This window comes from Variovorax sp. GW822-FHT04A09, assembly GCF_058801005.1.
On sequence record NZ_JBXAMV010000001.1, the window covers coordinates 1161566 to 1188093 of the forward strand.

The following is a 26528-nucleotide window of genomic DNA, read 5'->3' on the forward strand; positions in this document are numbered from 1 at the left end:
GTCAGGCTGCGCGTCCAGGGCAACGAAAGCCCTTGAGCACATCGCTACCGAGGGGATTCGGCTGACTGCCCGAACTGACATCGATCAACGCCCTGCGGCCGTCGAACGCATATTCCACGCTCAATCGCCCCGGCGTGGCCGTGCTCACGATGCGCCCTTTCTCCAGAAGACGAAACAAGGCCCACGGCCCATGGGCCAGGAAGGTCGAGGTCGGGTTCGAAATGCGGGGATTGGCCGTGATCTCCGCCATCGCCCCGCCGCGGGGCCCCGGCCAGTTCACGGTAAAGGCCTGCACCGGGCCATGAACGTAGCGCTGCCCTTGCCCGTCGATGTCGATGACCAGTTCGGTGATGCTGGGCTCGAGCTCGAGCACACGCAGGTCGATCTTCCAGGCCAGCTTCTTGCCGCCCGCGTCGCGGAAGAACAGGTCGCGAATCTGCTGCGCGCGGTAGAAGGCATCGAGACTCGGACCACTCTGGGCCAGCAGCTTGAGCAATTCACCGAGCAAGGTCGGGCCGGAAGTGGCCGGCTTCAGCCCGGCGCCGTTGCCTGCCGCCGCGTCGATGCCGACCATGGCATTGGCCACATTCGGATCCTTGTAGCGCCACGGTCGCACGCTCATGTCCACATAAGGGGCGAGGTGCTTGTTGAAGAACTCGTCCGCCGCACCACCGGCAGCGAACACCAGCGAAAAGTCTTCGATGGACGCGTCCTGCGTCACGGCGGCCAGCGGGTATCGCCCTTCCACGCCGCGCTTGCAGGGCTCGCTGACCTGCATCGCCATCAACCCCATGATGCGGTCGAGCTGCAGTTGAGCCTGGCTGCGCAGGATGCCGGTGGAACCGAGCATCACCTTGTCGCCACCGCTGGCGGCCAGCGCTGTCAGCACCTCACGAAAGGGCGCCGGCAATTTGCCGGCCTCCAGCTTCAAACGGGCGCCGACCTCGGCACCTCCGGGAGGCAGGCTTCCAGCTGTGAGCGCCGTGTCTGCCACGACCAGCAAGGTGTAGAACTCGTTCAGCAGGCCAGAGATGTTTTCGAGCCCCGGCTTGCCCGCGGCGGCGCCGGCGCTGGTCACGCCAATGTCGGCCTGCCCCGTGACGACCTCGCGCAGTGCGGCGAAGCGGTTGTCGACGATCTGCTTTTCAAGCCGCTCCTCGGCCCGGATGCCGAGGTTCCGGCCGATGGCGTTGGTCTGCTTGTTCAGTTCGTCGGTGGCCTTGTCGAGGAAGCCTTTTTCCTCCTGCGTGCGAACCACCAGCGGCCGCGACAAGGTGGTCTCGCGGGCCGCCGCTCGTGCCAACCGGGCCAGCGGAGAATCAGGGGCGGCAAGCTGCCGCAGCACGCTCAGATCGAAGCCCAAGCTCGTTCCCGTGGTGTCGCTGCCGCTCACGGTGCGGATCGACTCGAGAAAGGACTCCCAATGCTGGGCGTATTCCGCCAAATACTGGCGCCGGATGTCATCGAGCAGCGGGTCGTTGCGCAGCTTGCGGGCCGCTTCATCGAGCAGCGCCGGTGTTTTCATTTGCGTGACCAATGTCGCGCCGCCCTGCGCGCCGCGCCCCATGACCCATGCATCGTCGTCGAGGGCCCGTACCACGAATTCCGGCAAGCGCTTGTTGAAGACTTCGTGGTAGCCGTCATAGGTGAACAGGCCCGCCACCCCTTTTTCCAGGGGCAACCCGCCTGCGCGGGAAAACACGGTCCCGGCTTGGGGTCCGACCGCGCGCACCAGCGTGAACTCCTGGGGCGCCTCGGACAGCATGGCGGCCTTGGCGCGTTCATAGACGCGCTGACTCGAGGTATTGCTGTCCAGGAAGTTTTGCACTGCGCGCACCAGCGCCTCGTTGGGCAGCGATGCGGACTGCACTGGTCGAGCACCGGAGAACAGAGCCGTGACATGCCCCACCATCGATGCCCGGCCGCCAAAGGCGGCAGCGCTGTCGGCCCTCTCCCAGTCTTTCAGCACCCAGTTGCGTACATCCTGCGCTCCGCCCTGCATGTAGCGCTCCTTGTCGTGCAGCAGCTTGTAGACACGCAAGACCTCGTACGCGGTCTTGGCATCGCTGTCGTTCATGCTCTGCTTCAGCACGCTCTCCATCCGCTGCAGGACGGAGGGAAGCAGGGTGTGATCCTGCAGCTGGGCGTAGGTATCGCTGGCCGCATCCAGCACCGGAGGCACCGTGTAGAGGCCGTAGAGAAAGCTGCCGGGCGGGTTGTCGATGTCGAGGCCCGAATAGCCCGGCAACTCGCGCGCCCCGCTGAGCACGTCCGGAACCCCTGCAGGCTTGAAATCGGCGAACAGCTGGCGTACCTGCACGGTGAGCGCCTCGGCGCGCTGGCCCACGGCGCTCAGGTACTGGCGGTTGTTGCCGAAGCTCAGGGCCAGCGCGCCGGCAAGCCACAGGAAGATCACCACGGCCAGCGCATGCCCGGTGAGACGCAGCAACCGGAAGCGGAACTCCCAGCGCAGATTGGGGCGCACCAGATGCGCCTCGGGAATGATCACCTTGGTCAGCAGGTCCTGCAGAAAGAACCCTTGCTGTCCCCGCATGGGCGAGGCCATTCTTCCCGGTGGCTTGCCTCCCTCTTCGTTGCCGGCCGCAGATGCGCCGCCCGCCCCCAGGCCCAGACTGCGCTGCAGACGCTGAAACAGCGTGCCGGCATCGGCAGGCATTTCCAGATCGGCCTGGGCGCCGCTCGTGAAATAGACACCACGCAGCGTGTCGTGCAGCTGGGTTCCGTCGAAACGCGACGCCAGGAACATCTCGTCGAGCATCGGCACCAGGAGCGCCGACATGCCGGCCAGTTCCTGAGGCAACGCGAACAGGCGCTTCCTGCGGTCGACGTCGAATTCCTCGTTCAACCGGGCGCGCAAACCCGCCGCCAGGCGGTCCTTGAGCAGCGCCAGCTCCGCCTCGATCTGGGCGCGCAGCGACTCACGGTCGCGCACCGCCGCGCGTGAGCTCTGGATGCCGTGGAACGGCAGCGTGAAGCCCCAGGTCTGGGTGCGGCCTTCACTGGTGAGGGATTGGAAGTACTCGCTGAAGCCCCGCAGCAGATCGATCTTCGTCACGATCACATAGACCGGGAAGCGGATGCCGAGCTCCTGGCGCAGATCCGCCAACCGGTCTCGCACCATGCTTGCATGCTCTGCGCGTTCCATCTCGGACATCGTGAGCAACTCGGCCGCATTGAGCGCGACGATGACGCCGTTGAGCGGCGCGCGCGTGCGGTGCTTGCGCAACAGCCCCAGGAATCCCCGCCACTCGATCGGGTCCGATACCGGATTGCTTTCCTGCGTGGTGTAGCGGCCGGCCGTGTCGATCAACACGGCCTCGTTCGAGAACCACCAGTCGCTGTTCAGCGTGCCGCCTTCCGACCTGAGCACCATGCTTCTGGACGCGTGCCCCATCTGGCGCGCCAAGGGAAACTGCAGTCCGGCGTTCAGGAGCGCCGTCGTCTTGCCCGCGCCCGGACTGCCGACGATCATGTACCACGGCAGTTCGTAGAGGTAGCGCTTGCCCTCCAGTATCCGGCGAAGCCCGCCGCGCCCACGCAAGCCCTTCAGCTGGGCCAGGGCGCGGGTGACCGTGGCGGTGACTGTCTTGAGCTCCTCTTTCGCGCTGTCGTCCTTGTCGGCATCCTGGCCAAAGCGCAGGAACTTCGCGAGCAGATCGTCGTTGTTGCGCAAGGCCTGCCAGAGACGGTAGAGCCAGTACACCGCGTACATCACAAGGATGGCGCAGATGACCATGGTGCGCACCCAGAGCGGCGCCAATGGCTTCGCCGCCCCGATGGCCAGCAGAGGCCCTGCATGCCATACGAGCAGGCAGAGCGCAGCCACGCCCAACAGGCTGTAGGGACCCGACACCATCCAGAGAAGACCGAGCACGAGCAGCATGACGATGAAGGTCACGCGCACCCCGACCGAGGCGAAGGGGCGAAGCCCATCCACCGCGAGCAGCGGGCCGATGAACCAGATCGCGAGGGCCAGCAGCACGATCGCGAGGAAGGCCAGCATCTGTCGGGAAAACAGGAAGGCCAGGAACTGTTTGAGATATTGCATGAGTGATGGATTCCTGCCTTGCGTCTAGCGCGGGGCGACGGCTGGCTGCTTCACCGGACCCGCGCTGGCGTTGGCGCTGACGCCAGTGCCCTGCGTGACCATGATGTCGACGCGCCGGTTGCGGGCACGTCCCGCAGCGGTGGTGCTGTCTGCGATGGGAACCGTGGCGCCGCGCCCCTCGGTCTGGATGCGCGACGGCACGACGCCCTTGCCCGTCAGCACTTCGGCCACGGCCTGTGCCCGCTTCTCGCTGAGGACCTGGTTGTCGGGAAACTCGCGCGTGCGAATCGGCTGGTTGTCCGAATGACCGGTGATCTGGACCGTGCCGGAGACCTGGTTGATCTCGTCAGCCACCTTCGCCAGCACGGGAAGAATCCGTGCACTGAGGCGCGCCTGACCGGGGACGAACATCTCGTCGCCCTTGAAGGTGACGATGCTGCGGCGCTCGTCTTCGTCCACGCTCACCGTCTCTCGCTCGATTTCGCTCGCCAGCAATTCCTTCAGGCGCAGCGGCTTGACGGGAGGCGCCGGCGGGGGACGCAGCCGGCCGATGGCGGCGATGCGCTGCTGCAGATCGGCGCTCGACTGCAACAGCTGGTACTTGTACCAAGCGAACAGGCCGAACAGGATCAGCGTCAGCACCGAGCCGGTCACCCACACCGGCACACTGCGCAGCAAGCGAAACTTGCCTGCCCCCACACCCTTCCAATGCGGCGACAAGTCGCTCGGGACATCGCCGCGCGCGTTGCCCAGCAGAGAGAACAGCCGATGACGGACCGTTTCAAGCTGCCGACGCCCGTTCGCCGCGGTGCTGAAGCGCCCCTCGAAACCCAGCCCGAGAATCTGGTACAGCACTTCGAGCAGATCCACGTGCTCTTGCGGGCTCGCGGCGAGGCGACCGACGAGAAGGAAGAACTTGTCACCGCCCTTGGTATCACCGTGAAATTTCGCGGCCAGCTGTTGGCCAGCCCAGATACCGGCCTCTCCGCCCTGCCCGCCGCCCCACGGCGTGCTGTTGGCCGCTTCGTCGAGCGCAGTGCACAGCGCGTAGCTCGCGGCCACCACATGTTCGTGCCGGACCTGCGCAGTGGTGCAGATGGATTGGAAAGCGGCCACCTCGCGCTCGAGCAACTGATGGAACAACGCCACGCCGTCGCTTTCCAGCGCAGCGGGCATGTCCGCCAGGGCCCGCAGCAAGGGTTGGGCCGCCTCCAGCAAGGGATTCTGAGCCGCCGCGACCGCGGTCAGGCGCTCCTGCGTCGAGGACTCGGACACCAGATGTGCGACGTCGGCCGACTCGCCGAACAGTTCTCCATCGTCGGATCCGTCGCCTGGGGCGGTTCCACCGCCTCCCGCGGGCGCCTCGTTGAATTCTTCTTTGTAGAGCATTGGAGCGTTGGAAAAATGAACGGGCCGAGCCCGATGAAAAAAACGAAGACTGCTCAGGCCTCGCACTCGGAGCTGTCGTTGACGATCTGCTCGAAGCTGCTGTTCTGGATGTGGCTGGTCTTCATGCGGCAATCGACCATCCGCCACACGCCGGAGCCCTGCGAGTTGTCGATCAGGACGGTGGCCGCCAGCGGTGTCCCGCGCCGGCGCTGGCGGCCGATGGCGAAGGTCATGTGGTCGAACCGGCAGTCGTCGATGGTCAGACGGGTGCCGGCCACCAGTACTTCGCCGCGACCTGTGCAATTGCGAAAGGTGACCTCCCCCATGCACCCCACGCCTTCGTGCGCCGCGGGTGCTGAGCTTCCGCCGTCAAAGCTGCACGCCTGGAACAGGACGCCGGTGCTTCCATCGCCCCCACAGACGATCGAACGCCCAGCCGAACTGCATTGGGTGAAGCTCACATCGGTCATCAGGCCGAAGTCGTGATGGGGTGCCAGAAACCGGCAGTCGATGAACTTGCAGCCCGACATCGATGCCAGCTTGATGTTGCCGTCCCCTGCGAAGTCGCATCCGACAAAGGTCAGGTTCTTCCAGGACACGCCGACGAAGGCGCCCGAAGCCATGTGCGCGCCGGCGATGGTCATCGCGGCCGAACTGCCGTCGAGCAGACGGATGTACTCTTTCTGGAGACTGGTGATGGGTGTGGTCATCTGCGCCTCCGATCAACGGTTCTCTCTGTGCTCGACGCCGTGGGCGTCAACCCACCGCCCCGACCATCGGATCGGATGCAGCTGCTGCGCCCAAAACCCTCGCGGGACGTAGTCGCCAACGACCCCATAGCCATCCGGCCAGATCTTGTTCTTGTCGGCTTTGACCGCCGTACCGAACAGGTAGTCCCAGAACGCAAAATGCGCGGCATAGCATCGGTCCAGGCCTTCTGCGTCCCGGCTGTGATGCCAATGGTGAAAGTTCGGTGTCACGATGAGATAGCGCAGGGGCCCCAGCCGCACCGATGCATTGGTGTGGTTGAACACGGCCTGCACGCCCGCGATCAAGACGTAGACGTTGATCACGCTCTGTGAAAAGCCCAGCAAGAACGCTGGCGCCAGGATCACCACCGTCGAGATCACCGTTTCCACGCCATGGGTCCGGCTTCCGGAGATCCAGTCCATGTGTTCAGCGCTGTGATGGATCGAGTGCAGTCGCCATCCAATGGCGGTCTCGTGATAGAAGCGATGCAGCCAGTACCTTCCGAAGTCGGTGATCAGCAAGAGCAACAGCAGTGCATAACCGAACGGAAGCTGCCGCACCCAGCCGCGCAACGTGCCTTGTGCGGCGGGATTGAGATCGGCAAGTGCACCACTCACGCCATACAAGACGGCATAGACGAGAAACAACGTCACGCCAATGAGCAAGTGGCCTGTGACGAAGTACATGAAGTCGGTCTGCCAGTCTTTCCTGAAAACGGGCATTTCGGGCTTCAGGGGCCGAAGCTTTTCGATCGTGGTGAAAAGCAGGGTCGTCGCCAGCAAATCGAAGATCAACCAGTCAACCCCCAGATAGGGGACAACGGCCAGCTGCCCCGCAACAGGAAGCCAGCCATTGCCCGTTGCACTGACGCCCAACTTCGACCCCACAACGGCCACGGCCAACCAGAGCAATGCCCATGCAGACAGGCGTCGAACCCATCCGAAGACAACGTTGAACAACGCCAAGGTTCCGCACAATGCCATCGCGCCCAGCAACACGATTCGCATCACATCAAAGCTCAGGTACTCACGCACCTTGGGCGTGCTGAGGAAATCCGGAAACTGGAACAACAACACGCCCAGCATGCTGAAGTTGGCCAGCACCAGTGCGATCATTCCGCTCACCATCCCTTTGCCCGATCGCAAAGGCCCATGCGACAGTGCGAGCTCGGCGCCCTTCTTGATCTCGTAGAGGACCCCTTCGTACAAACGGGTCGGAAATTTCAGGGGATTCATTTTTCCCTCACTCCCCAAAGCTCCATGCGCAACCCCGGAAACTCGCCCGCGACATGCAGCGCCAGCCCACCGTGCTTGACCATGTGCTCCCACAACGGACCACGAGGATCGATCTGGAAGTAGACAAAGCCTGCATTGAAGGGAATCTGACGCGGCGGAACGGGCAAGGTCTGCAGCGGTATCCCCGGCAGATGGGACCGAATGAGCTCGGTCAACCTGTCGCTCGGCCCCACCTTGCAGCGGGCGGGAAACTGGCTCGCCAACTGTTCCGGCGGCGTGTGTGCCGCGACCGCAAACACCAGGCTGGAGAAGCCCTGCAACTCCGCGGGCTCGACGCTCGCAACGCGCACACCATTGGGTCTTGACGCCAAGGGGATGCTCTGGGCGCTTCGCACGAGCACGTCGTTCAGCAAGGCCTGCACATCCCCGATCAACTCCCTGAAGGAGAGGTACGGGTCGAGGTGTTGATAGGCAGGATGCGGTTGCGGGCGACGGGTGGTTCCGCGAACGAAGGTGGCCAACTCTCCGCTCAACGTGCGCAACGCGGTGTAGAGCATCTCTGGAGAGGTCTCACGCACCCGAAGCCAGTGCTCGAGCATGGGCTCGTAGCGGTTGAGGATCTGCAGCAGCAGGAAGTCGGACACTTCGGCAGCTTCGCTGGACTTGCCGTCGTTGCCACTCAGTCGGGCGGCCAACGATTGCGCGCGCAGTTTGCACAAACCGTGCAGATTGGTGATCCAGTCCGCCAGCAAGGGGCTTGCGCCATAGCCTGCCACCGGTGGAATCAGGTGCGGGTCGACGGCGATGCTTCCGTCCGAGCGCAGCACCGTCACCTTGGCGAGCGGCAAGCCGATCCAGGCGTCGGTCAGTTCGCGTTGCGGCAGGAGACGCAGGCGCAGACGGGACAGTTGAACGGTCTTTGCACCCTGTCCGATCGAGTTGGCATCGCGCAGCTCCGCATCGAACACCGAAAACCGGGCCAATGACGACGCAGAGATGCTGGCGTCATCGAACGTCGTTTCTTCTCCGTTGGGCGTCCGGATCGGCACCGCCAGGTGAATGACCTGCTCCAGATGCTCCGGCAAGATCGTGAGCGGCGCTGGCGGCTGCGTCTGGCCCGGTGCGTCGAAGGGCGTGCCATCCGAGAAGATCCCGGCCGCGCTGGCCAGTACCAGCTTGCCCAGTGAGAGCGACTCCGCATCGATGCTGTAGTGGTTGAACCCCCAGTAAAAGGGAGTCAACGAGGCGGCACGCTTGTGCGCCAGATGTTCGAGGTAGCGCTCCTGCTGTTGAAACAGTTGCGGACGCAGGAAGAGCCCTTCGCTCCAGGCGACTTTGTTGTACCAGCTCATGGGTTCGATCGTTGTGCTTTCGGGCCGCAGACGTGCTACTTGATGGGTGTCAGCTGGATGCCCTTGCCTTGAAGGGCGATCTCCAGCTTGACCTTGTTGGCGGGGATGACGGTGCGATACCAGGCGGCCTCGGGGGCGGGATCGACTTTCTGCACAAGGCGCCACTCGCTTTGTGCAAGCTCCCGGTAGCCAGCGATCACGCCGATCGCGGCGAGCTCGGGGTGCGACATGCGCCGGATCTTCTTGACCTCTCCGGGTCGCAGGATGAACTCATCGCGCACCAGAAGGTCGGCGCCCATCACGGTCTTGTCGCTGTTGTGCAGAGAGAAGTAATCGGCCGACTCGAAGGTTGCCTCCGACTTGAGCTCGTAGATGCGGACCATGATGGGTGCTGCCCTCCCCTTGTCGTCCGGGTTGACGCCGGCTTCCGCAGTGACGGTGATATCGAGCTTGGTTTGCTCTCTTGGGTGTGAGAGCTGCGCATATGCCAGTGAAGGCCCTGCCAACGCAACGGCCAATGCAACGCCCCACAGGCATGGAAACCCGAGACGCGACCTCCACCTGGACAACCCGCGTCGGGACGCAACACTCCGGCACAGCCCTGGCATGTCGAGATTCATGTGGGAATCAAACTGAAAAAGGGAACGCAAAAGAACCGACTTCGATTCGCGCCTCCTCAACCCCCTTGCGCGAACCGAAGTCGAAAAGCCCCGGACGGATCCGGGGCGAAGCGAAGGCTTCAGGACTCCTTGTTGCCCTTGATGTCGTAGCCCGCAGTGACGGCACCGCCGCTGCCGCCTTGTGCGTTCTGCACGGAGTACTCCTGCTTGATCTTGGAGAAGGAAAGGCGCACGCGCTCCTTGACACGCATCTCGTCCGAGTTCGAGCCGAAGGGCTGGATCGAGGTGATGATCACGTCGGAGAAGGTGAACTTCAGGTACTCCAGCGGGTTGCCGCCGGCCTTGCGAACCGTGAGCTTGGCCTCTTGCACGTGCTTGCCGGTCAGGCAGTACTTCATGAGGTTGGGACTCGAACGGTCGATGTAGTGGTCGAACTCGAGGTCTTCGACCGTCGCCTTGCCTGCGCCGCCGCCCGAGCCGGCGTGCATGGTGGATTCCTGGAAGGCTTTCCAGTTGAAGGCCAGAACCTCGATCTCGTTCTTGTGGTCCGAATCCTGCGATTCGCCTTCGATGCCGTTGATCTTCAGAAAAATGTCTTGTGACATGAGAAAACTCCCTGTGTTTGAATTTGTCAGTAAATGACGAATGCACAAGCGCTCTTGATGGCGCGTCCTTGAAAATGCCGTGGCGTCTGCGCGCCACTTCCTCGAACAATTCGATGGCAGCCGGGTGTCAGGCCGCTTCCTTGAGCGACGGCAGCTTTGCAACCAGACGCAGAGAGACAGTCAGGCCTTCGAGTTGGAAATGCGGACGCAGGAAGAACTTCGCGCTGTAGTAGCCCGGATTGCCTTCGACGTCCTCCACGACGACTTCGGCAGCCGCGAGGGGGCGCCGGGCCTTGGTTTCCTGGGACGAATTCGCAGGATCGGCGTCGACGTAATGCATGATCCATTCGTTCAACCAGCGCTGCATTTCGTCGCGCTCCTTGAAGGAGCCGATCTTGTCGCGCACGATGCACTTCAGGTAATGCGCGAACCGCGTGCTGGCGAAAAGATACGGCAGCCGTGCCGACAGATTGGCATTGGCGGTCGCGTCCGGGTCCACGTACTCCTGCGGCTTCTGGAGCGACTGGGCTCCGATGAACGCGGCGTGGTCGGTGTTCTTGCGGTGCACCAGCGGGATCAACCCGGCCTTCGCGAGCTCAGCTTCGCGGCGGTCGGAAATCGCGATCTCCGTCGGGCACTTCATATCGAAGCCGCCGTCGTCGGTCGGGAAGGTGTGGCACGGCAAGTTCTCGACGGTGCCACCCGACTCCACGCCGCGGATCATCGTGCACCAGCCGTAGAGCTTGAAGCTGCGGTTGATGTTGACGGCCATGGCATAGGCCGCATTGCTCCATACGTAGTTGCGGTGATCGGCGCCTTCGGTTTCCTCTTCGAAGTCGAATTCGTCGACAGGATTGGTTTTCACGCCATAAGGCAACCGGGCCAGGAATCGAGGCATTGCCAGACCAACGTAGCGGGAGTCCTCGGTGTTTCGCAGCGAATTCCACGGTGCGTGCTCGAGGTTCGACGTGATCTTTGCGAGGTCGCGCGGATTCGCAAGCTCTTGCCACGACTCCATGCCGAGCAACGAGGGCGCCGATCCGGCGATGAATGGCGCGTGAGATGCTGCAGAGACCTTGGCGATTGCACCCAACAGCTCGACATCGGGCGGCGTGTGATCGAAGTAGTAGTCGGCCACCAGGCACCCGTAGGGCTCGCCGCCGAGCTGGCCGTACTCCTCTTCATAGATGCGCTTGAAGATCGGGCTCTGGTCCCAGGCGATTCCCTTGTGGCGACGCAGCGTGCGACGGACTTCGTCCTTGGAAACGTCCATGAAGCGGATCTTGAGCTTCTCGTCCGTCTCGGTGTTGTAGACCAGGTGGTGCATGCCTCGCCAGGCCGACTCGATCTTCTGGAAGTCTTCCTTGTGGAGCACGAGGTTGATCTGCTCCGACAGCTTGCGGTCGATCTCGGCAATGATGGCCTCGATGCTGCTGTAGGCGTCGTCGGTCATCGTTGCGGCGTTGACGAGCGCCTGCTCTGCCAGCGTCCTGACGGCCGCCTCGACGGCATCGCGCGCTTCGTCGGTCTTGGGCTTGAATTCCTTGTCGAGCAGGGTCGAGAAGTCGGTGGGGTCGGTGTAGCGCGTCGCCTCGGGCGCCTCGAGCACGTTGTCCATGAGGGTGGTCATCTGAAGTTCCTTGGTCTGAATGTCACGCAGCGGAATCGGACGCAGGTGCGCCGTCCAGGTCGTCGGTGCGGGGTTTGGCGGATTTCGCCAGCGACTTCATCAGCGAAGGGTCTTGAAGCAGCTTGTTGACGAGGCTTTCGGCCCCCGCCTTTCCGTCCATGTAGGTCTGCAGGTTGGCCAACTGCGTGCGGGCTTCGAGGAGCTTGCTGAGTGGCTCTACCTTTCGTGCGACGGCGGCCGGCGAGAAGTCTTCGATGCTCTCGAAGGTGATGTCGACCATGAGCTGGCCTTCGCCCGTCAGTGTGTTGGGCACGGCGAATGCCACGCGCGGCTGGATGGCCTTCATCCGCTCGTCGAAGTTGTCGATGTCGATATCGAGGAACTTTCTCTCGGGCACAGGAGGCAAGGCCTGCGTCGGCTTGCCGGACAGATCGGACAAGACGCCCATCACGAAAGGCAATTCGATCTTCTTCTCGGACCCGTAGATTTCCACGTCGTACTCGATCTGCACACGTGGTGCCCTGTTGCGGGCAATGAACTTCTGACTGCTGTTGTTGTTGGTGGCCATGAAAACTCCCTGGTGAAAAAAGACAGACAAGAACCTGGCATCGCGCCTTTTCGGAGGCAACGACGCATCTCCTGCGCCAACGAGGTGGCTCGCTGGACTCAGGCGAACTCGGTGTGACAGACGATGGCGCCTCCTCCTTGCAAGGCCGGGTTGGCGCTGTCGCTCGGCTTCACGTCGGCAGTCATGCGCCGGATCTTTTGCCGCGCTTGAAGGGCATCCAGCCATTGCCGGGAAAGAATCGGCAGGAGACGTTGTTCGATGAAGCCGATCAGACGGCGAGCCCCGGTTTCGTAGGCACCGCAGTGGCTAACGATTTCATTGAGCAGCGCAGGCGTGTAGTCCAGCACAATGTCATGCTGCGCATGCATGCGCTCGACCACCCGATCCAGGTGCAAGCTCACGATGTCGCGCAGTGCGTCCGGGGCCAAGGGCAGGTAAGGCACGACGGTCAACCGGCCAAGGAAGGCCGCAGGAAAGACCGTTCGCAGCGCCGGCTGGAGTGCATCGCGCAGGGCCTCGACATCGGGCGTCAGCAAGGGGTCTTCACTCAGAGCGGTGATGAGTTCAGCACCGGTGTTGCTCGTCAACAGGATCGTGGTGTTTCGGAAATCGACACGACGCCCTTCCCCATCTTCCATCCACCCCTTGTCGAACACCTGATAGAAGATCTCGTGCACATCCGGGTGGGCCTTTTCCACCTCATCGAGCAGGATCGTGCTGTACGGCTTTCGGCGCACGGCCTCCGTAAGCACGCCACCTTCGCCGTAGCCGACATAACCCGGGGGCGCGCCTTTCAAGGTCGACACCGTGTGCGACTCCTGGAACTCGCTCATGTTGATGGTGATGAGGTTCTGCTCACCGCCATACATGGCTTCGGCCAATGCCAATGCCGTTTCTGTCTTGCCCACACCCGAAGGGCCGGCCAGCAGGAACACACCCACCGGCTTGTTCGGATCCGTCAGGCGCGCCCGCGCCGTCTGCATGCGCTCCGCGATGGCCGCGAGCGCAGGCCCCTGGCCGATCACGCGCGCTTCCAGCCGTGATTGAAGCGCAACGACTGCCGCGACTTCGTCGGTGACCATCCGCCCCACGGGAATCCCGGTCCAATCGGCCACGATGCCCGCCACCACGGCCTCGTCCACCTGGGGAAAAATCAGAGGCAACTCCTTCTGGTGCGCGGCAAGCTCGAGTTCGAGGGCCTCCAGCTGCGCCGAGGGTGCATTCCCCTCGGCGCAGCTCAGCTCTTTCGCCTCCTCCTTCTTCTTTGTCCGCAATCCATGAATCGTGCGAACCAGTGCAAGCTCGTCTTGCCATCGCGCTTCGTACAAGGTCAACGCCTGCTGCGCGGCATCGAATTGAGATCGGGCTGCGTCGAAGCGCAACGCTCTTGCATCACTCCCCTGGGCAACGACACCCTCCTGACTCAGCAGTTCGAGCTCGACCTGGAGGGCTGCGATGCGGTGCCGCCATTGCTCGACTTCAGGCGGCGGCGCGTGAAGCGACATGGCAACGCGCGCACATGCGGTGTCCAGGAGACTGATCGCCTTGTCGGGCAGCTGGCGTGCAGGGATGTAGCGATGCGACAGCGTCACGGCCGCGCGCACAGCCTCATCGAGCACGAGCACGCCGTGGTGCTCGGCAAAGGTGGCGACAAGGCCACGCGCCATCTCGATCGCAGCAACCTCGTCGGGCTCTGCCACCTGCAGCGTCTGAAAGCGTCGCGTCAGCGCCGGGTCTTTCTCGATGTGGCGCTTGTACTCGCTCCAGGTGGTGGCACCGATCGTGCGCAAGGTTCCCCGTGCAAGCGCTGGCTTGAGCAGGTTGGCGGCATCGCCTGTTCCGGATTGCCCGCCCGCACCGACCAAGGTGTGCACCTCGTCGATGAAGAGGATGACGGGCTGCGCCGATTTACCCGCTTCTTCCAGCAAGGCCTTGAGGCGGGACTCGAACTCCCCGCGCATGCTTGCGCCGGCCAACAGTGCTCCGACATCGAGACTCCACAGGCGGCAGTTCTTCAGATCGGGAGGAACCTCGCCTTGCGCGATGGCCAACGCGAGCCCCTCGACCACCGCGGTCTTGCCGACGCCCGCGTCTCCTGTGAGCAAGGGATTGTTCTGGCGGCGACGCAGCAGGATGTCGACCATCGTGCGGATCTCGTGTCCGCGCCCGATGACCGGATCGATCTGCCCTTGAGACGCGCGCTCGGTCAGATCCGTGCAGTAGCGCCGCAACGCCGACTTTCCATCCAACGCCGCATCGGCGCGCGCGGCGCTGGCTTCACCAGGCAGTGCTGATGGCAGACCGGAGCCATCGTGCGGTCCTTCCTGCCCTTCGGGGGAGCCGACCACGATGGCACCGATGGCCTCCGTCAGTTGATCTGCAGGGATTCGCTGGAATGCAGGCGAGATGCCAAGAAGCACGCGCCGCAAGTCTGGCGTCTGAAGGAGCGCAGCAAGCAGCCATGCACCACGCACGCAATGCGCGCCGACCTTGAGGCTCGAGAGCACCCAGGCGCGCTCGATGGCGGCTTCGATGTGACTGGAAAAATCGGTCAGCGAGGTGGCACCGGATGGCAAGCTGGACAAGGCCGATGCGAAGTCTTTCTCGATGGCTTGTGCGTCGATCTGGTAGTGCCGGCAGATGCGGTGCAGATCGCTGTCGTTGAGCTGCCAGAGCTGGTGAATCCAGTGCGTCAGTTCGACATAGGGATTGCCACGCAGCTTGGCAAATGCGGTGGCGGATTCGATGCCGCGAAACAAGGTGAGGTTGAGCTTGCCGAACAGCGCTCGCCGAGAGCTCGTCATTGCGCGATCTGCCGTGCAGCGTGCACGCCCTGTTCGATCGGGTCGTCTGCGAGGCCCCCTGCTGCCGGGCAGATTCCTGCGTTCTTTTTCCCCACTTCGCGCCCCCTATGCTTCTTGGAATGGGCGCGATTCTGGCGGCTTGCCGCGAGGCAAACACAGCACAGTTTCTACCAATAGTTAAACGCAGGAAGCTGCCTCTCGATCTGTGATGTTTGTCCGTGGCTCCTTACGTTCGGAAGACAAAGGAGGTATTTCAATAACGATATCGAGGATGCGACAGGCAAGAAAAAACCCTCGAGTCCTTTCGGAAGCTCGAGGGTTTGGCGTGGGCCTGACGCTTGTCGACGTCAGTGCTTGCAATTACATGTTGTCGATCATCACCTGGCCAAAACCGGAGCAGCTCACCTGCGTCGCGCCGTCCATCAGGCGCGCGAAGTCGTAGGTGACCTTCTTGCTGGCGATCGACTTTTCCATCGAACTGATGATCAGGTCGGCCGCTTCGGTCCAGCCCATGTGGCGCAGCATCATTTCGGCGGACAGGATTTCGGAACCCGGGTTCACATAGTCCTTGCCTGCGTACTTGGGGGCCGTGCCGTGGGTGGCTTCGAACATGGCGACGGTGTCGCTCAGGTTCGCGCCCGGTGCGATGCCGATGCCGCCGACCTGTGCGGCCAGTGCGTCGGACACGTAGTCGCCGTTGAGGTTCAGCGTGGCGATCACGCTGTACTCGGCGGGACGCAACAGGATCTGCTGCAGGAACGCGTCGGCGATGCTGTCCTTGACGGTGATTTCCTTGCCCGTCTTGGGGTTCTTGAACTTCATCCACGGACCGCCGTCGATCAGCTCGGCGCCGAATTCCTTGGCGGCCAGGTTGTAGCCCCAGTCACGGAAGCCACCTTCGGTGAACTTCATGATGTTGCCCTTGTGGACCAGGGTCACGCTGGGCTTGTCGTTGTCGATGGCGTACTGGAAGGCCTTGCGCACGAGGCGCTCGGTGCCTTCGCGCGAAACCGGTTTGACGCCGATGCCCGAGGTGTTGGGGAAGCGGATCTTCTTGACGCCCATCTCGTCCTGCAGGAACTTGATGAGCTTCTTGGCCTTGTCGCTTTCGGCTTCGAACTCGATGCCGGCGTAGATGTCTTCCGAGTTCTCGCGGAAGATGACCATGTTGGTCTTGTGCGGCTCGCGCACCGGGCTGGGCACGCCCTCGAAGTACTGGATGGGCCGCAGGCAGACGTACAGGTCGAGCTCCTGGCGCAGCGCCACGTTCAGCGAGCGGATGCCGCCGCCGACGGGCGTGGTCAGCGGGCCCTTGATGGACACCACGTAGTCGCGCACTGCATGCAGGGTTTCCTCGGGGAGCCAGACGTCGGGGCCGTAGACCTTGGTCGACTTCTCACCGGCGTAGACCTCCATCCAGTGGATCTTCTTCTTGCCGCCGTAGGCCTTGGCCACTGCGGCGTCCACCACCTTGAGCATCACCGGCGTGATGTCCAGCCCGGTGCCGTCGCCTTCGATGAACGGAATGATCGGCTGATCGGGCACATTGAGCGAATTGTCAGCGTTGACCGTGATCTTCTGGCCTTCGGTCGGGACTTTGATGTGCTGATAGCTGGACATGAGGGGGCTTGACTCCGGGAGTGACGTAATTCGAACGACTGTCTGCGAATTCAGACAGCGAGGGAGAATCGCTGTACAGCGCGCTAACAAATCGCTGTACATTTTAGACGCAACCCATCAGCGGACAATTGTCAACCGTAGGGCGATAGAGCCCGTTACTGGCTGACCTTCTGCTCGCCGGGAGGCGTTTCCAACCAATTCTCGATAGAGGAATCATCAATGAGCAAACTTCTCGCAGTCATGATCGCTGGCCTGTTCGCCGCTGGCGCGTACGCCCAGAACCCGGCCGGTACCACGCCCGAACAAGGCAACGCGACCAACAGCAAGCCGCAAGCTCGCGCTGAAGCCAAGAAGGAAGCCAAGCCCGCTGGTCAAGTGGCTCCCGCTGCTGGCGACATCGCCAAGACGCCTGAAGGCGGCGCCTTCGGTGCCGACAAGGCTGGCGTTGCTGGCGAAAAGCGCGCCAAGACCCGCGACGATCGTCGCCGCAACAAGGACGGCAGCGTGAAGCGCAAGGCCACCCAAGGCGGCACGCCTGACATGCCCGGCGCCAAGTAAGCTGGTCTGTCCCCCTAAGAAAAGCGCTCTCCGGAGCGCTTTTTTTCGTTTGCAGTTTTGTTCAACCACTGTCAACCGGGGTTCTTGAGGTCCGTTGAATGGAGGCCTTCCGCAGGGAGGTGATCCATATCAACAATCTCAAAGGATTTCTCATGAACAAGCTGATCGCAGCCCTGGTCGCCGGCCTCTTCGCAGCCGGTGCATTCGCCCAAGCCGCCGAGCCCGCGCCCGCAGCGCCGGCCGCTCCCGCCGTCCACAAGGCCAAGGCCAAGCACACGGTCAAGAAGCACAAGGTGCGCCACGTCTCCAAGGCCCACGCGGCCGCCGCCAAGAAGGTGTAAGCTTTCAAGCTCCCGGCAATGCCCGCTTCAGCGGGCATTTTTATTGGTCACGGGCCGCCCTTCTTGTGTCCCGGCCCCGAAAGAGTCATCCGATGTTTCAGCGTCTCGCCGCGCTGCTTCTGGTGTCCGCGTCCTTCCTGGCGCCGGCCCACGCGCAGCAGCAAATCCAACCGCAACCCCAAACCGATCTGGCACGCACGCAGTTGTCGGTCGGCCTCTACAAGATCGATGCGCAAGTGGCGCAATCGCCGCGCGAACGCGAGATCGGCCTGATGTTCCGCAAGACGATGCCGCAGACCGAAGGCATGATCTTCGTGTTCGAACAGCCAGCCACGCAGTGCTTCTGGATGCGCAACACGCTGCTGCCGCTGACCGCTGCCTTCGTGGCCGACGATGGCCGTATCGTCAACCTGGTCGACATGCAACCGATGACCGAGAACTCGCATTGCTCCGAGGAGCCGGTGCGCTACGTGCTCGAAATGAACCAAGGCTGGTTCGCCAAGAAGAACATCAAGAAGGGCGCCAAGCTCGGCGGAGAGCTCTTCTCGGCCGCCAAGCGCTGAGCAACTCGGCGCGCGTAAAAAAGCCGACCCGCAGGTCGGCTTTTTTCATGGCAAGCGCCAAGTCCGGCTTCAGCCGAAGTTCTTCGCCGCGAAGTCCCAGTTGGCCAGCTTGGCCAGGAAGGTCTCGACGAACTTCGGGCGCAGGTTGCGGTAGTCGATGTAGTACGCGTGTTCCCACACGTCCACCGTCAGCAGCGCGGTGTCGGCGGTGGTGAGCGGCGTGCCGGCGGCGCCGGTGTTCACGATGTCCACCGAACCGTCGGCCTTCTTCACCAGCCACGTCCAGCCCGAGCCGAAGTTGCCCACGGCCGACTTCACGAAGGCTTCCTTGAAGGCGTCGTAGCTGCCCCACTTGGCGTCGATGGCCTTGGCCAGCGCGCCGGTGGGGGCGCCGCCGCCCTGGGGCTTCATGCAGTTCCAGAAGAAGGTGTGGTTCCAGATCTGGGCGGCGTTGTTGTAGATGCCGCCGCTGGACTTCTTGACGATCTCTTCGAGCGTCATCGCTTCGAACTCGGTGCCCTTTTGCAGGTTGTTCAGGTTCACCACGTAGGCGTTGTGGTGCTTGCCGTGGTGGTATTCGAGCGTTTCCTTCGAATACTCGGGGGCCAGTGCGTCGATGGCGTACGGCAGGGGTGGGAGCACATGTTCCATGGTTTTTTCTCGTGGGTTGGTTGTGGGGAATGAAGGATTCTAGGAAGTAATCAGGGGGCAGGCGTCAGACGCGTTCCCGTCGCGCCGCCGGGCGTCACGGTCAGGTCGACCGAGCCATCCGAAAGGCGTGCGACCACGGCATCGCCGGCCTGCAGGCTGCCTGCGCTGACGACCGCGCGGCCTTCGCCGTCGGTCAGCAAGGCATAGCCGCGCTGCAGCACCAGGGCCGGGTCGAGCAGCCGCAGGCGCAGGGCCACGCGCTCAAGCCGCTCGCGACGCTGCGTCAGCGAACGCGCGAACTTCGCGGAGAAATCGGTGGCGATGGCCTGCGGCACCTGCGCCAATCGCTCCCGACGCGACAGCACCGCGTAATGCAACCGCTGCGCGTGGTGCGCCAGCCGCAACTGCTGGCGCGCGACCAGGCCCGATGGGCGGCCCAGCCGCGCGGCCGCCTGGTCCAGCCGTTGGCCGAGCACGTCGAGCCGCCCGCCCAGCGCATCGCCGAGCCGTTCGTCAAGCAGGTCGAGCGCGCCGAGCCACAGGTCGCGCGGCGCGCTGACGAGTTCGGCGGCGGCCGTCGGCGTCGGTGCGCGCAGGTCGGCGCAGAAGTCGGCGATGGTGAAATCGGTTTCGTGCCCCACGCCGCTGATTACCGGCACAGGACTCTGCACGATGGTGCGCGCCAGCGTTTCGTCGTTGAAGGCCCAGAGGTCCTCGATGGAGCCGCCACCGCGCACCAGCAGGATCACGTCGACAGCCGGCTCCAGCGTGTAGAGCGACTGCAAGGCGCGCACCAGTTCGGCCGGCGCGTTGGCGCCCTGCACTGCCGCCGGCGCCAGCACCACGGGAATATGTGGCACACGCCGCCGCAGCGCGGTCACGACGTCATGCAGTGCCGCAGCCCCCAGCGAGGTGACAACGCCCACGGCACGCGGCATGGAGGGCAGCGCCCGTTTGCGCGCCGGGTCGAACAGGCCTTCGGCCTCGAGGCGTGCCTTGCGCTGCAGGAACTGCTCGAACAGCGCGCCCTGCCCCGCGCGCCGCAGGCTTTCGACCACTAGTTGCAGATCGCCGCGCGGTTCGTACACCGCCAGCCGGCCGCGCACTTCGACCTGGTCGCCGTCGCGCGGCGTGAAGTCGAGCAGACTCGCCGCGCGACGGAACATCGCGCAGCGCAGCTGGCCGGATTCGTCCTTGAGCGAGAAATAGCAATGACCGCTCGATGCGCGCGAGAAACCCGAAATTTCCCCGCGCACCGAGACCGGGTTGAAGCGCGCATCGAGCGCATCGGCCACCGCGCGGCACAGCGCGCCCACGGCCCACACGCGCGGCCCGGGCGTGGCGTTCGGCTCCCTGAAGCTCATCGCGCCCCTCCGCCGCCGAGCGCCACTCTTCCACAACGGGCGCCGCGCCCCCCACTTTGGAGGGGTATGGTGGAACAGATGCACGAGTTCTCGTGCAAGCTGTTGATTTCATTAAAAAAAGTGCTGCTCAAAATTCAATCGATCTAACGGAAAGCCCGTCCCATGCGGGTTCGGAGACATTGCGCGATGGGTTAATCACAAAGTTATCCACAGAATCTGTGCGTCCTTGCCGACACGCAAACAAGCCGCGAGCCGATGGTGGCTCGGTGGATAATCGCCGCGCATTTGCAGTCTACGGGCCGGAGGATTTTCTTGTTTTCCATCATTGTTGCCGCGGGCTGGCCAATCTGGCCATTGCTCGCCTGTTCGGTCATCGCACTCGCGCTGGTCATTGAACGTTTCACCAGCCTCAAGACCGTCAAGGTCCTTCCGCCGAAGCTGCTGGACGAGACCATCACCGTGTCGCGCGGCGCGGTTCCCGGCCCGGATGTCGTGACCAAACTGGAAAGCAACTCCATGCTCGGCCAGGTGCTGGCCGCCGGCCTGCGCGCACTGAATGCCAACCCGCGCTGCACCGAAGACGACCTGCGCGCCGCCATGGAGGCCTCGGGCCGCACCGTGGCGCACAAGCTGGAGCGCTACCTGCCGGCGCTGGCCACCATCGCCTCGGCGGCGCCGCTGCTCGGCCTGCTGGGCACGGTAATCGGCATGATCGAGATCTTCGGCTCGCAGTCGCCCGGCAGCGGTGCCGTCGGCTCGGGCAACCCGGCGCAGCTGGCGCACGGCATCTCGATCGCCCTGTACAACACGGCCTTCGGCCTGATCGTGGCCATTCCCACGCTGATCTTCTGGCGTTATTTCCGAAGCCGCGTCGACGAGTACCTGCTGAACCTCGAACTCTCGGGTGAGCGCTTCGCACGCCACCTGAACGCCCTGCGCAAATGAGCTCGCGTGGCCGCATGCAGTTTCGCCACGGCGCGCGCGACGAGCCGGAGATCAACCTGATCCCGTTCATCGACGTGCTGCTGGTCGTGCTGATCTTCCTGATGCTGTCGACCACCTACAGCAAGTTCACCGAGATGCAGCTGCGGCTGCCGACCGCGGACGTCGACGCCCAGCGCGACTACCCGAAAGAGGTGATCGTGGCGGTGTCGGCCGACGGCCGCTACGTGATCAACAAGTCGCCGCTGGCGGACCGCAGCGTCGACACCGTGGCCGCCGCGCTCGGCGCCGCCGCCGCCGGTGGCAAGGACAGCGTCGTGATCATCAGCGCCGATGCCGCCAGCCCGCACCAAGCCGTGGTGACGGTGATGGAGGCCGCGCGCCGCGCCGGCCTGATGCAGATCACCTTCGCCGCCCAGTCGACGGCCCAGGCCGGTCACTGAGTGTCGACCGGCGCGCGGCTGCAGGATGCCTGGCTGCGCCGCGGTGCGCTGGCCTGCCTGCTGTGGCCGCTGTCGCAGGTCTACGGCGCCCTCTTCGCGCTGCGGCGCGCCTTCTACCGATGGGGTTGGCAAGAAATCGGACGCGTGCCGGTTCCTGTGATCGTGGTCGGCAATGTGATCGCGGGCGGGGCCGGCAAGACGCCGGTCGTCATGGCCGTCGTGCGCCATCTTCAGGCGCGTGGCCTGCGGGTGGGCGTGGTGTCGCGCGGCTACGGCCGCCGCACCGACGACTGCCGTGAAGTCCAGGCCGACAGCGATCCGGAGGACGTCGGCGACGAACCCGCGCTGATCCACCATGCCACTGCTGCGCCCGTCTTCGTAGCCCGGCGGCGCATCGAGGCCGCACGCGCCCTGCTAGAGAAGCACCCGGCCACCCAGGTCATCGTCAGCGACGACGGCCTGCAGCATCTGGCGCTGGCGCGCGACATCGAGATCTGCGTGTTCGACGACCGCGGTGTTGGCAACGGCTGGCTGTTGCCCGCCGGCCCCCTGCGCGAGCCGTGGCCACGCCATTGCGACCTGCTGCTGCACAGCGGCGAGCGGCCCGCTTTCGCCGAGGGCTACACCGCCACCCGCGAACTGGCGCCGTATGCCCTCGCGAAGGACGGCCGTCGCATCCCGCTGGACACGCTTGCCGGCCAGCCCGTGATCGCGCTCGCCGCCATCGCCCGGCCGCAAGCCTTCTTCACGATGCTGCGCGCGCGCGGCCTGACGCTCGCGGACACCTTCGCGCTGCCTGACCACCACGATTTCACTGACTGGCAACGTCCGGCCGGTCCCGCCCTGCCCCTCGTCTGCACGGAAAAAGACGCCGTCAAGCTCTGGCACCAGGCACCTGATGCGCTCGCCGTGCCGCTGCACTTCGAACCCTCGCCGGCGTTCTTCGCCGCCCTCGACGCAAAGCTATCATCGCTCGATGGATACCAAGCTGCTTGAACTGCTCGTCTGCCCCGTCACCAAGGGCCCGCTGACCTGGAACGCCGAGAAGCAGGAACTCTGCTCGCGCAGCGCGCGCCTGGCCTACCCGGTGCGCGACGGCATCCCGGTGCTGCTCGAGAACGAGGCCCGCACACTGTCCGACGAAGAGCTGGGCCTGTGAGCTTCACCGTTCTGGTGCCGGCCCGACTGGCTTCGACGCGACTTCCCAACAAACCGCTGGCCGACATCGCCGGCCTGCCGATGGTCGTGCGCGTGGCACAGCGTGCCCGCCAATCCGGCGCCCTTCGCGTGGTGGTGGCCGGCGACGACGCCACCATCATCGACGCCTGCAAGGCGCACGGCATCGAGGCCCTGCTCACCCGCCAGGACCACGCCAGCGGCACCGACCGGCTGGCCGAAGCCTGCGAACAGCTCGGGCTCGACGGTAACGCGATCGTCGTCAACGTGCAGGGCGACGAGCCGCTGATCGACCCCGCGCTGATCGACGCCGTGGCCGCCACGCTGGCTGCGCGACCGCAGGCCGCCATGAGCACCGCCGTCCATGCGATCGACTCGCTGGCCGACTTCATGAATCCGAACGTCGTGAAGGCCGTGCTCGACGCCCAAGGTCATGCGCTCTATTTCAGCCGCGCACCGATCCCCTGGTGGCGCGACGGTTCTTCGGGCGGTGCGGCGCCCACGGTGCTGCCCAGCCCCGCACCGCTGCGCCACATCGGCATCTACGGCTATCGCGCTGGCTTCGTGCGGCAATTTCCGTTGCTGTCGCCAGCACCCGTCGAAGCCACCGAAGCGCTCGAACAGCTGCGCGCGCTGTGGCACGGGCACCGCATCGCGGTGCATGTGAGCGATGTCGCCCCGGGCCCCGGGATCGACACGCCCGAAGACCTGGCGCGCGTGCGCGCGGTCTTCGCAGCCGGCTCGCCTGCGTGAACTGCCCGCCGTCCCCGAGGGAACGGCGGCAATTTGTCACGGGCACGCATGCTATCCTCGACGCAATTCCGCCTCGGCGCGCCTGAGGGTGCGCATGGGGCGCGACACAAAATCTAAGAACCTTCCGAGGACACCATGAGACTTATTTTGCTGGGCGCGCCCGGGGCAGGCAAAGGCACGCAAGCGACCTTCATCTGCCAGAAATACGGCATTCCCCAAATTTCGACCGGCGACATGTTGCGCGCCGCCGTCAAGGCAGGCACCCCCCTCGGGCTGCAGGCCAAGACGATCATGGATTCGGGTGCACTGGTCAGCGACGACCTGATCATCAACCTCGTGAAGGAACGCATCGCGCAGCCCGACTGCAACGGCGGCTTCCTGTTCGACGGCTTCCCGCGCACCATTCCTCAAGCCGACGCCATGAAGGCGGCCGGCGTCAAGCTCGACTACGTGCTTGAGATCGATGTGCCCTTCGGCGACATCATCGAACGCATGAGCGGTCGCCGCTCGCACCCGGCATCGGGCCGCACCTACCACGTCAAGTTCAATCCGCCGAAGGTGGAAGGCAAGGACGACGTGACCGGTGAAGAGCTGATCCAGCGCGAAGACGACAAGGAAGAGACCGTGCGCAAGCGGCTCGACGTCTACAGCCAGCAGACCCGTCCGCTGGTCGACTACTACTCGGCCTGGGCCAAGGCCGATCCGGCCGCCGCGCCGAAGTACCGCGCCATCCAGGGCGTAGGCACGGTCGACGAGATCACGCAGCGCGCGCTTGCCGCACTGAACAGCTGATTCGACAGCGGCTGATCCGTCAGCCCCTCAGCCGCCCTCCGACTCAGGCAGGGCGGCCACTCCCAACAGTTCCAGCACCAGCGCGACCCGCGCCTTCACCGGCGTGAGTGCGCCCGCATCCCGCAGCCCGTCACCGGGTTTCGGCAGGATGCGTCCGTTCGCACAGCGCGTGGCGCGCAACACCGACACGCCGCCATCCTGAGCCTTCAGCGCTGCAGCTTCCAGCGCGTGGTGCATGGTGCCGTTGCCGGTCGTGGCCACGACCAGGCCGCGCAAGGGCTCAGCCGACGGGAGCAACAGCGCCTCCACGATCGCGCCGCTCACGCCCGCGTGGCTCATGACGATCTCGACGCGGGGCCACGGCTTCGATACCGCCTCCAGCCGCGCCGCATCGAACGGCGCTCCCTGCGGCCACGCACGCACGCGCCGCACTTCGCCCTCTTCCACGTAGCCGACCGACCCGGCATCGCCCGACGCGAAGGCATCGAGGCGGTAGGTGTGCACCTTCTGCACATCGAGCCCGCTGTGGATCGCACCCGCGCACACCACCGTCACGCCATGCGCGCCCGGCGTCGAAGCCACCACGAGCGCGTCGCGCACGTTCTGCGGACCATCAGGCGACAACGCCGTCGCCGGACGCATCGCGCACGTCAGCACCACCGGCTTGGCGGGCGCCAGCACGGCGTGCAGGAAGAAGGCGGTTTCCTCCAGCGTGTCGGTGCCGTGCGTGACCACGATGCCAGCCACATCAGGCTGCGCCAGCCAGTGTGCGCAGCGCGCGGCCAGCTGGCGCCAGGTGTCGGCGTCCATGTCCTTGCTGTCGAGCTGCGCGACCTGCTCCGCCACCAGCGTCACGCCGGCCGGCGCCTCGATGCCGCCCAGCAGGTCCGCCACCCCCACCTGCCCGGCGGTGTAGCCGATGTTGTCGCCGCTGCTGGCAGCCTTGCCGGCAATGGTGCCGCCGGTGCCCAGCACCACCACGCGGCGCGTCTCGGACGAAGAGGAATGAGTCATGGCTTGTCAACTTTTGAAAACTGGTTAAAAATACAGGTACTGGATATCTAGCCAGTGCCGCAAGGAAACCACTATGCAGTTCGCAGTGAAGCTTACCGCCCGCCAGCAGCAGATCCTGGACCTGATCCAGGCCGCCATCGCACGCACCGGTGCGCCGCCGACGCGCGCCGAAATCGCCAACGAGCTGGGCTTCAAGTCGGCCAATGCCGCCGAAGAGCACCTGCAGGCCCTGGCCCGCAAGGGCGTCATCGAACTCGTCAGCGGCACCTCGCGCGGCATCCGCCTCAAGGGCGATGCGCTGCGCTCGCTCCACGAAACGCGCCACCGCGAAGGCAACCAGTTCTCGCTCTCGCTGCCCGGCATGGCCCAGCTCGCGCTGCCGCTCATCGGCCGCGTCGCAGCGGGTTCACCCATCCTCGCGCAGGAGCACGTCGACCAGACCTACTACGTCGAGAACACGCTGTTCCAGCGCCAGCCCGACTATCTGCTCAAGGTGCGCGGCATGTCGATGCGTGACGCCGGCATCATGGACGGCGACCTGCTCGCCGTGCAGGCCACCAAGGAAGCGCGCAACGGCCAGATCGTGGTGGCACGCCTGGGCGAAGAAGTCACCGTGAAGCGCCTGAAGCGCAACAAGCAGGTGATCGAGCTGCACGCGGAGAACCCCGACTACCCGACCATCATCGTCCAGCCCGGCGAGCCCTTTGAAATCGAAGGCCTCGCGGTCGGCCTCATCCGCAACACCATGCTGATGTAGGCCCCTGGCCTGCTGCCAACGGCAGCAGCACCTCATCCGGCCGCGACAGGTGGCGGGCGTATGGCGCGAAGTCGCCATCACCCTGTCGTGGCCGATTCAAGAAATCCTGCCTGTGTTCAACCTCATACTTTTTTGGAGTTCACATGGGAATCGCCCTCCTCGCCATCGCCGACCTCTGGTCGCCCCTGCAATCGCTGGCCACCCGCTGGATGCCCGCCCGCCGCCCGTCGCATGGTGAGAGCGGCGACGCAGCGGCCGGCCTGCGCTACGTGGCCATTCGCCCGGCCTGCACGGCGCGCACCACCGGCAGCCCGACGCCGGCCACGTCGCCGTCCGCCGCCGCCACGCCCGCCCGCCCGCTGCGCGTGGTCCGCGTGGTCGACCGGCAAGGCCCGCAGCGCGGCTGTGCCAACCGGGTCGTGATCTCCGGCCGCATGGCCGACGTGTGCGCCGAACTCGACCGGCTCGCCGCGCTGGAAGCTGCGGAAACCGGGAGCGGCACGCCCCGCCCCAGCCACCTGCACTGAGAAGG

The 26528-nt window shown here is 64.5% G+C and carries 25 protein-coding genes; 11 read left to right on the forward strand and 14 right to left on the reverse strand.

The features are described from left to right. Position 1: 1 nt before the first annotated feature. The 11 genes from tssM to icd form a co-directional block, all read right to left on the reverse strand. Positions 2–4069, reverse strand: a complete 4068-nt coding sequence (tssM, locus tag AC1RLW_RS05210) for a type VI secretion system membrane subunit TssM (protein WP_493192409.1) — start codon at positions 4067–4069, stop codon at positions 2–4. 24 nt (positions 4070–4093) lie between these two features. Continuing rightward, on the reverse strand, positions 4094–5458 hold the full coding sequence (gene tssL, locus AC1RLW_RS05215; protein ID WP_493192410.1) for a type VI secretion system protein TssL, long form: 1365 nt from the start codon (positions 5456–5458) through the stop codon (positions 4094–4096). Between the two features lie 53 nt (positions 5459–5511). Then, positions 5512–6168, reverse strand: coding sequence for a hypothetical protein (locus tag AC1RLW_RS05220; protein WP_493192411.1), 657 nt, complete (start codon positions 6166–6168; stop codon positions 5512–5514). Between the two features lie 12 nt (positions 6169–6180). After that, positions 6181–7443 carry a sterol desaturase family protein gene (locus tag AC1RLW_RS05225; RefSeq protein ID WP_493192412.1) on the reverse strand — a complete coding sequence of 421 codons (1263 nt, stop codon included), beginning with the start codon at positions 7441–7443 and terminating at the stop codon, positions 6181–6183. Further along, positions 7440–8795: a type VI secretion system baseplate subunit TssK gene (gene tssK / locus AC1RLW_RS05230; RefSeq protein WP_493192413.1), complete on the reverse strand. Its 1356-nt coding sequence runs from the start codon at positions 8793–8795 to the stop codon at positions 7440–7442. Before tssK ends, AC1RLW_RS05225 begins: the two co-directional genes overlap by 4 nt. 35 nt (positions 8796–8830) lie before the next feature. Further along, positions 8831–9415, reverse strand: coding sequence for a type VI secretion system lipoprotein TssJ (gene tssJ / locus AC1RLW_RS05235; protein WP_493192414.1), 585 nt, complete (start codon positions 9413–9415; stop codon positions 8831–8833). Positions 9416–9534: 119 nt separating this feature from the next. Next, the gene (locus AC1RLW_RS05240) at positions 9535–10020 is read right to left on the reverse strand and encodes an Hcp family type VI secretion system effector (RefSeq protein WP_062471480.1); all 486 of its coding nucleotides are present in this window, start codon (positions 10018–10020) and stop codon (positions 9535–9537) included. Between the two features lie 127 nt (positions 10021–10147). Continuing rightward, positions 10148–11638 carry a type VI secretion system contractile sheath large subunit gene (gene tssC / locus AC1RLW_RS05245; protein ID WP_493193060.1) on the reverse strand — a complete coding sequence of 497 codons (1491 nt, stop codon included), beginning with the start codon at positions 11636–11638 and terminating at the stop codon, positions 10148–10150. Positions 11639–11672: 34 nt separating this feature from the next. Next, positions 11673–12218, reverse strand: coding sequence for a type VI secretion system contractile sheath small subunit (gene tssB, locus AC1RLW_RS05250; protein WP_062471486.1), 546 nt, complete (start codon positions 12216–12218; stop codon positions 11673–11675). 98 nt (positions 12219–12316) lie between these two features. After that, complete coding sequence (gene tssH, locus AC1RLW_RS05255; RefSeq protein WP_493192415.1) at positions 12317–15022, reverse strand: type VI secretion system ATPase TssH; 2706 nt, start codon at positions 15020–15022, stop codon at positions 12317–12319. 360 nt (positions 15023–15382) lie between these two features. Continuing rightward, entirely contained in the window at positions 15383–16642 is a 1260-nt protein-coding gene (gene icd, locus AC1RLW_RS05260) for an NADP-dependent isocitrate dehydrogenase (protein WP_062471491.1), read from the reverse strand. 219 nt (positions 16643–16861) lie between these two features. Between icd and AC1RLW_RS05265 the strand changes: the two genes are divergently transcribed. The 3 genes from AC1RLW_RS05265 to AC1RLW_RS05275 all read left to right on the forward strand — a co-directional run bounded on the left by AC1RLW_RS05265 (position 16862) and on the right by AC1RLW_RS05275 (position 18104). Continuing rightward, positions 16862–17200 (forward strand): hypothetical protein, encoded by a 339-nt coding sequence (locus AC1RLW_RS05265; protein ID WP_062471494.1) that lies wholly within the window; start codon positions 16862–16864, stop codon positions 17198–17200. A gap of 152 nt (positions 17201–17352) precedes the next feature. Next, positions 17353–17541 carry a hypothetical protein gene (locus tag AC1RLW_RS05270; RefSeq protein WP_070060553.1) on the forward strand — a complete coding sequence of 63 codons (189 nt, stop codon included), beginning with the start codon at positions 17353–17355 and terminating at the stop codon, positions 17539–17541. A 92-nt stretch (positions 17542–17633) separates the two neighbouring features. Further along, positions 17634–18104, forward strand: coding sequence for a DUF192 domain-containing protein (locus tag AC1RLW_RS05275; protein ID WP_307637033.1), 471 nt, complete (start codon positions 17634–17636; stop codon positions 18102–18104). Positions 18105–18173: 69 nt separating this feature from the next. On the opposite strand, the gene AC1RLW_RS05280 is transcribed toward AC1RLW_RS05275, so the two are convergent. After that, the gene (locus AC1RLW_RS05280) at positions 18174–18755 is read right to left on the reverse strand and encodes a superoxide dismutase (RefSeq protein ID WP_095745206.1); all 582 of its coding nucleotides are present in this window, start codon (positions 18753–18755) and stop codon (positions 18174–18176) included. Positions 18756–18805: 50 nt separating this feature from the next. Continuing rightward, complete coding sequence (gene xseA, locus AC1RLW_RS05285; protein WP_493192416.1) at positions 18806–20119, reverse strand: exodeoxyribonuclease VII large subunit; 1314 nt, start codon at positions 20117–20119, stop codon at positions 18806–18808. A 312-nt stretch (positions 20120–20431) separates the two neighbouring features. On the opposite strand from xseA, the gene AC1RLW_RS05290 reads away from it, so the two are divergent. The 6 genes from AC1RLW_RS05290 to adk all read left to right on the forward strand — a co-directional run bounded on the left by AC1RLW_RS05290 (position 20432) and on the right by adk (position 24225). Continuing rightward, entirely contained in the window at positions 20432–21064 is a 633-nt protein-coding gene (locus tag AC1RLW_RS05290) for a MotA/TolQ/ExbB proton channel family protein (protein ID WP_095947709.1), read from the forward strand. A gap of 14 nt (positions 21065–21078) precedes the next feature. Next, entirely contained in the window at positions 21079–21504 is a 426-nt protein-coding gene (locus AC1RLW_RS05295) for an ExbD/TolR family protein (RefSeq protein WP_493193061.1), read from the forward strand. Next, on the forward strand, positions 21505–22500 hold the full coding sequence (lpxK, locus tag AC1RLW_RS05300) for a tetraacyldisaccharide 4'-kinase (RefSeq protein ID WP_493192417.1): 996 nt from the start codon (positions 21505–21507) through the stop codon (positions 22498–22500). Next, positions 22481–22663, forward strand: a complete 183-nt coding sequence (locus AC1RLW_RS05305; RefSeq protein WP_013541700.1) for a Trm112 family protein — start codon at positions 22481–22483, stop codon at positions 22661–22663. The genes lpxK and AC1RLW_RS05305 overlap by 20 nt, the downstream gene beginning before the upstream one ends. Beyond that, positions 22660–23433 carry a 3-deoxy-manno-octulosonate cytidylyltransferase gene (kdsB, locus tag AC1RLW_RS05310; protein WP_493192418.1) on the forward strand — a complete coding sequence of 258 codons (774 nt, stop codon included), beginning with the start codon at positions 22660–22662 and terminating at the stop codon, positions 23431–23433. The genes AC1RLW_RS05305 and kdsB overlap by 4 nt, the downstream gene beginning before the upstream one ends. Before the next feature lie 135 nt (positions 23434–23568). After that, a complete protein-coding gene (gene adk / locus AC1RLW_RS05315; protein ID WP_056581227.1) occupies positions 23569–24225 on the forward strand; it encodes an adenylate kinase in 657 nt (218 codons plus the stop codon). 27 nt (positions 24226–24252) lie between these two features. On the opposite strand, the gene AC1RLW_RS05320 is transcribed toward adk, so the two are convergent. After that, on the reverse strand, positions 24253–25239 hold the full coding sequence (locus tag AC1RLW_RS05320; RefSeq protein WP_493192419.1) for an asparaginase: 987 nt from the start codon (positions 25237–25239) through the stop codon (positions 24253–24255). Between the two features lie 73 nt (positions 25240–25312). Here AC1RLW_RS05320 and lexA point away from each other — a divergent pair, with 73 nt between their 5' ends. Together lexA and AC1RLW_RS05330 are read left to right on the forward strand one after the other, a co-directional pair. Then, entirely contained in the window at positions 25313–25996 is a 684-nt protein-coding gene (lexA, locus tag AC1RLW_RS05325) for a transcriptional repressor LexA (RefSeq protein WP_056581233.1), read from the forward strand. A 143-nt stretch (positions 25997–26139) separates the two neighbouring features. Then, positions 26140–26523, forward strand: a complete 384-nt coding sequence (locus AC1RLW_RS05330; protein ID WP_493192420.1) for a hypothetical protein — start codon at positions 26140–26142, stop codon at positions 26521–26523. Positions 26524–26528: the final 5 nt, after the last annotated feature.

Bases quoted from the DNA above. Each gene is read 5' to 3' on its own strand.
- tssM (WP_493192409.1), bottom strand. From the start codon at position 4,069: ATGCAATATCTCAAACAGTTCCTGGCCTTCCTGTTTTCCCGACAGATG.
- tssL (WP_493192410.1), bottom strand. From the start codon at position 5,458: ATGCTCTACAAAGAAGAATTCAACGAGGCGCCCGCGGGAGGCGGTGGA.
- AC1RLW_RS05220 (WP_493192411.1), bottom strand. From the start codon at position 6,168: ATGACCACACCCATCACCAGTCTCCAGAAAGAGTACATCCGTCTGCTC.
- AC1RLW_RS05225 (WP_493192412.1), bottom strand. From the start codon at position 7,443: ATGAATCCCCTGAAATTTCCGACCCGTTTGTACGAAGGGGTCCTCTAC.
- tssK (WP_493192413.1), bottom strand. From the start codon at position 8,795: ATGAGCTGGTACAACAAAGTCGCCTGGAGCGAAGGGCTCTTCCTGCGT.
- tssJ (WP_493192414.1), bottom strand. From the start codon at position 9,415: ATGAATCTCGACATGCCAGGGCTGTGCCGGAGTGTTGCGTCCCGACGC.
- AC1RLW_RS05240 (WP_062471480.1), bottom strand. From the start codon at position 10,020: ATGTCACAAGACATTTTTCTGAAGATCAACGGCATCGAAGGCGAATCG.
- tssC (WP_493193060.1), bottom strand. From the start codon at position 11,638: ATGGACAACGTGCTCGAGGCGCCCGAGGCGACGCGCTACACCGACCCC.
- tssB (WP_062471486.1), bottom strand. From the start codon at position 12,218: ATGGCCACCAACAACAACAGCAGTCAGAAGTTCATTGCCCGCAACAGG.
- tssH (WP_493192415.1), bottom strand. From the start codon at position 15,022: ATGACGAGCTCTCGGCGAGCGCTGTTCGGCAAGCTCAACCTCACCTTG.
- icd (WP_062471491.1), bottom strand. From the start codon at position 16,642: ATGTCCAGCTATCAGCACATCAAAGTCCCGACCGAAGGCCAGAAGATC.
- AC1RLW_RS05265 (WP_062471494.1), top strand. From the start codon at position 16,862: ATGAGCAAACTTCTCGCAGTCATGATCGCTGGCCTGTTCGCCGCTGGC.
- AC1RLW_RS05270 (WP_070060553.1), top strand. From the start codon at position 17,353: ATGAACAAGCTGATCGCAGCCCTGGTCGCCGGCCTCTTCGCAGCCGGT.
- AC1RLW_RS05275 (WP_307637033.1), top strand. From the start codon at position 17,634: ATGTTTCAGCGTCTCGCCGCGCTGCTTCTGGTGTCCGCGTCCTTCCTG.
- AC1RLW_RS05280 (WP_095745206.1), bottom strand. From the start codon at position 18,755: ATGGAACATGTGCTCCCACCCCTGCCGTACGCCATCGACGCACTGGCC.
- xseA (WP_493192416.1), bottom strand. From the start codon at position 20,119: ATGAGCTTCAGGGAGCCGAACGCCACGCCCGGGCCGCGCGTGTGGGCC.
- AC1RLW_RS05295 (WP_493193061.1), top strand. From the start codon at position 21,079: ATGCAGTTTCGCCACGGCGCGCGCGACGAGCCGGAGATCAACCTGATC.
- AC1RLW_RS05305 (WP_013541700.1), top strand. From the start codon at position 22,481: ATGGATACCAAGCTGCTTGAACTGCTCGTCTGCCCCGTCACCAAGGGC.
- adk (WP_056581227.1), top strand. From the start codon at position 23,569: ATGAGACTTATTTTGCTGGGCGCGCCCGGGGCAGGCAAAGGCACGCAA.
- AC1RLW_RS05320 (WP_493192419.1), bottom strand. From the start codon at position 25,239: ATGACTCATTCCTCTTCGTCCGAGACGCGCCGCGTGGTGGTGCTGGGC.
- lexA (WP_056581233.1), top strand. From the start codon at position 25,313: ATGCAGTTCGCAGTGAAGCTTACCGCCCGCCAGCAGCAGATCCTGGAC.
- AC1RLW_RS05330 (WP_493192420.1), top strand. From the start codon at position 26,140: ATGGGAATCGCCCTCCTCGCCATCGCCGACCTCTGGTCGCCCCTGCAA.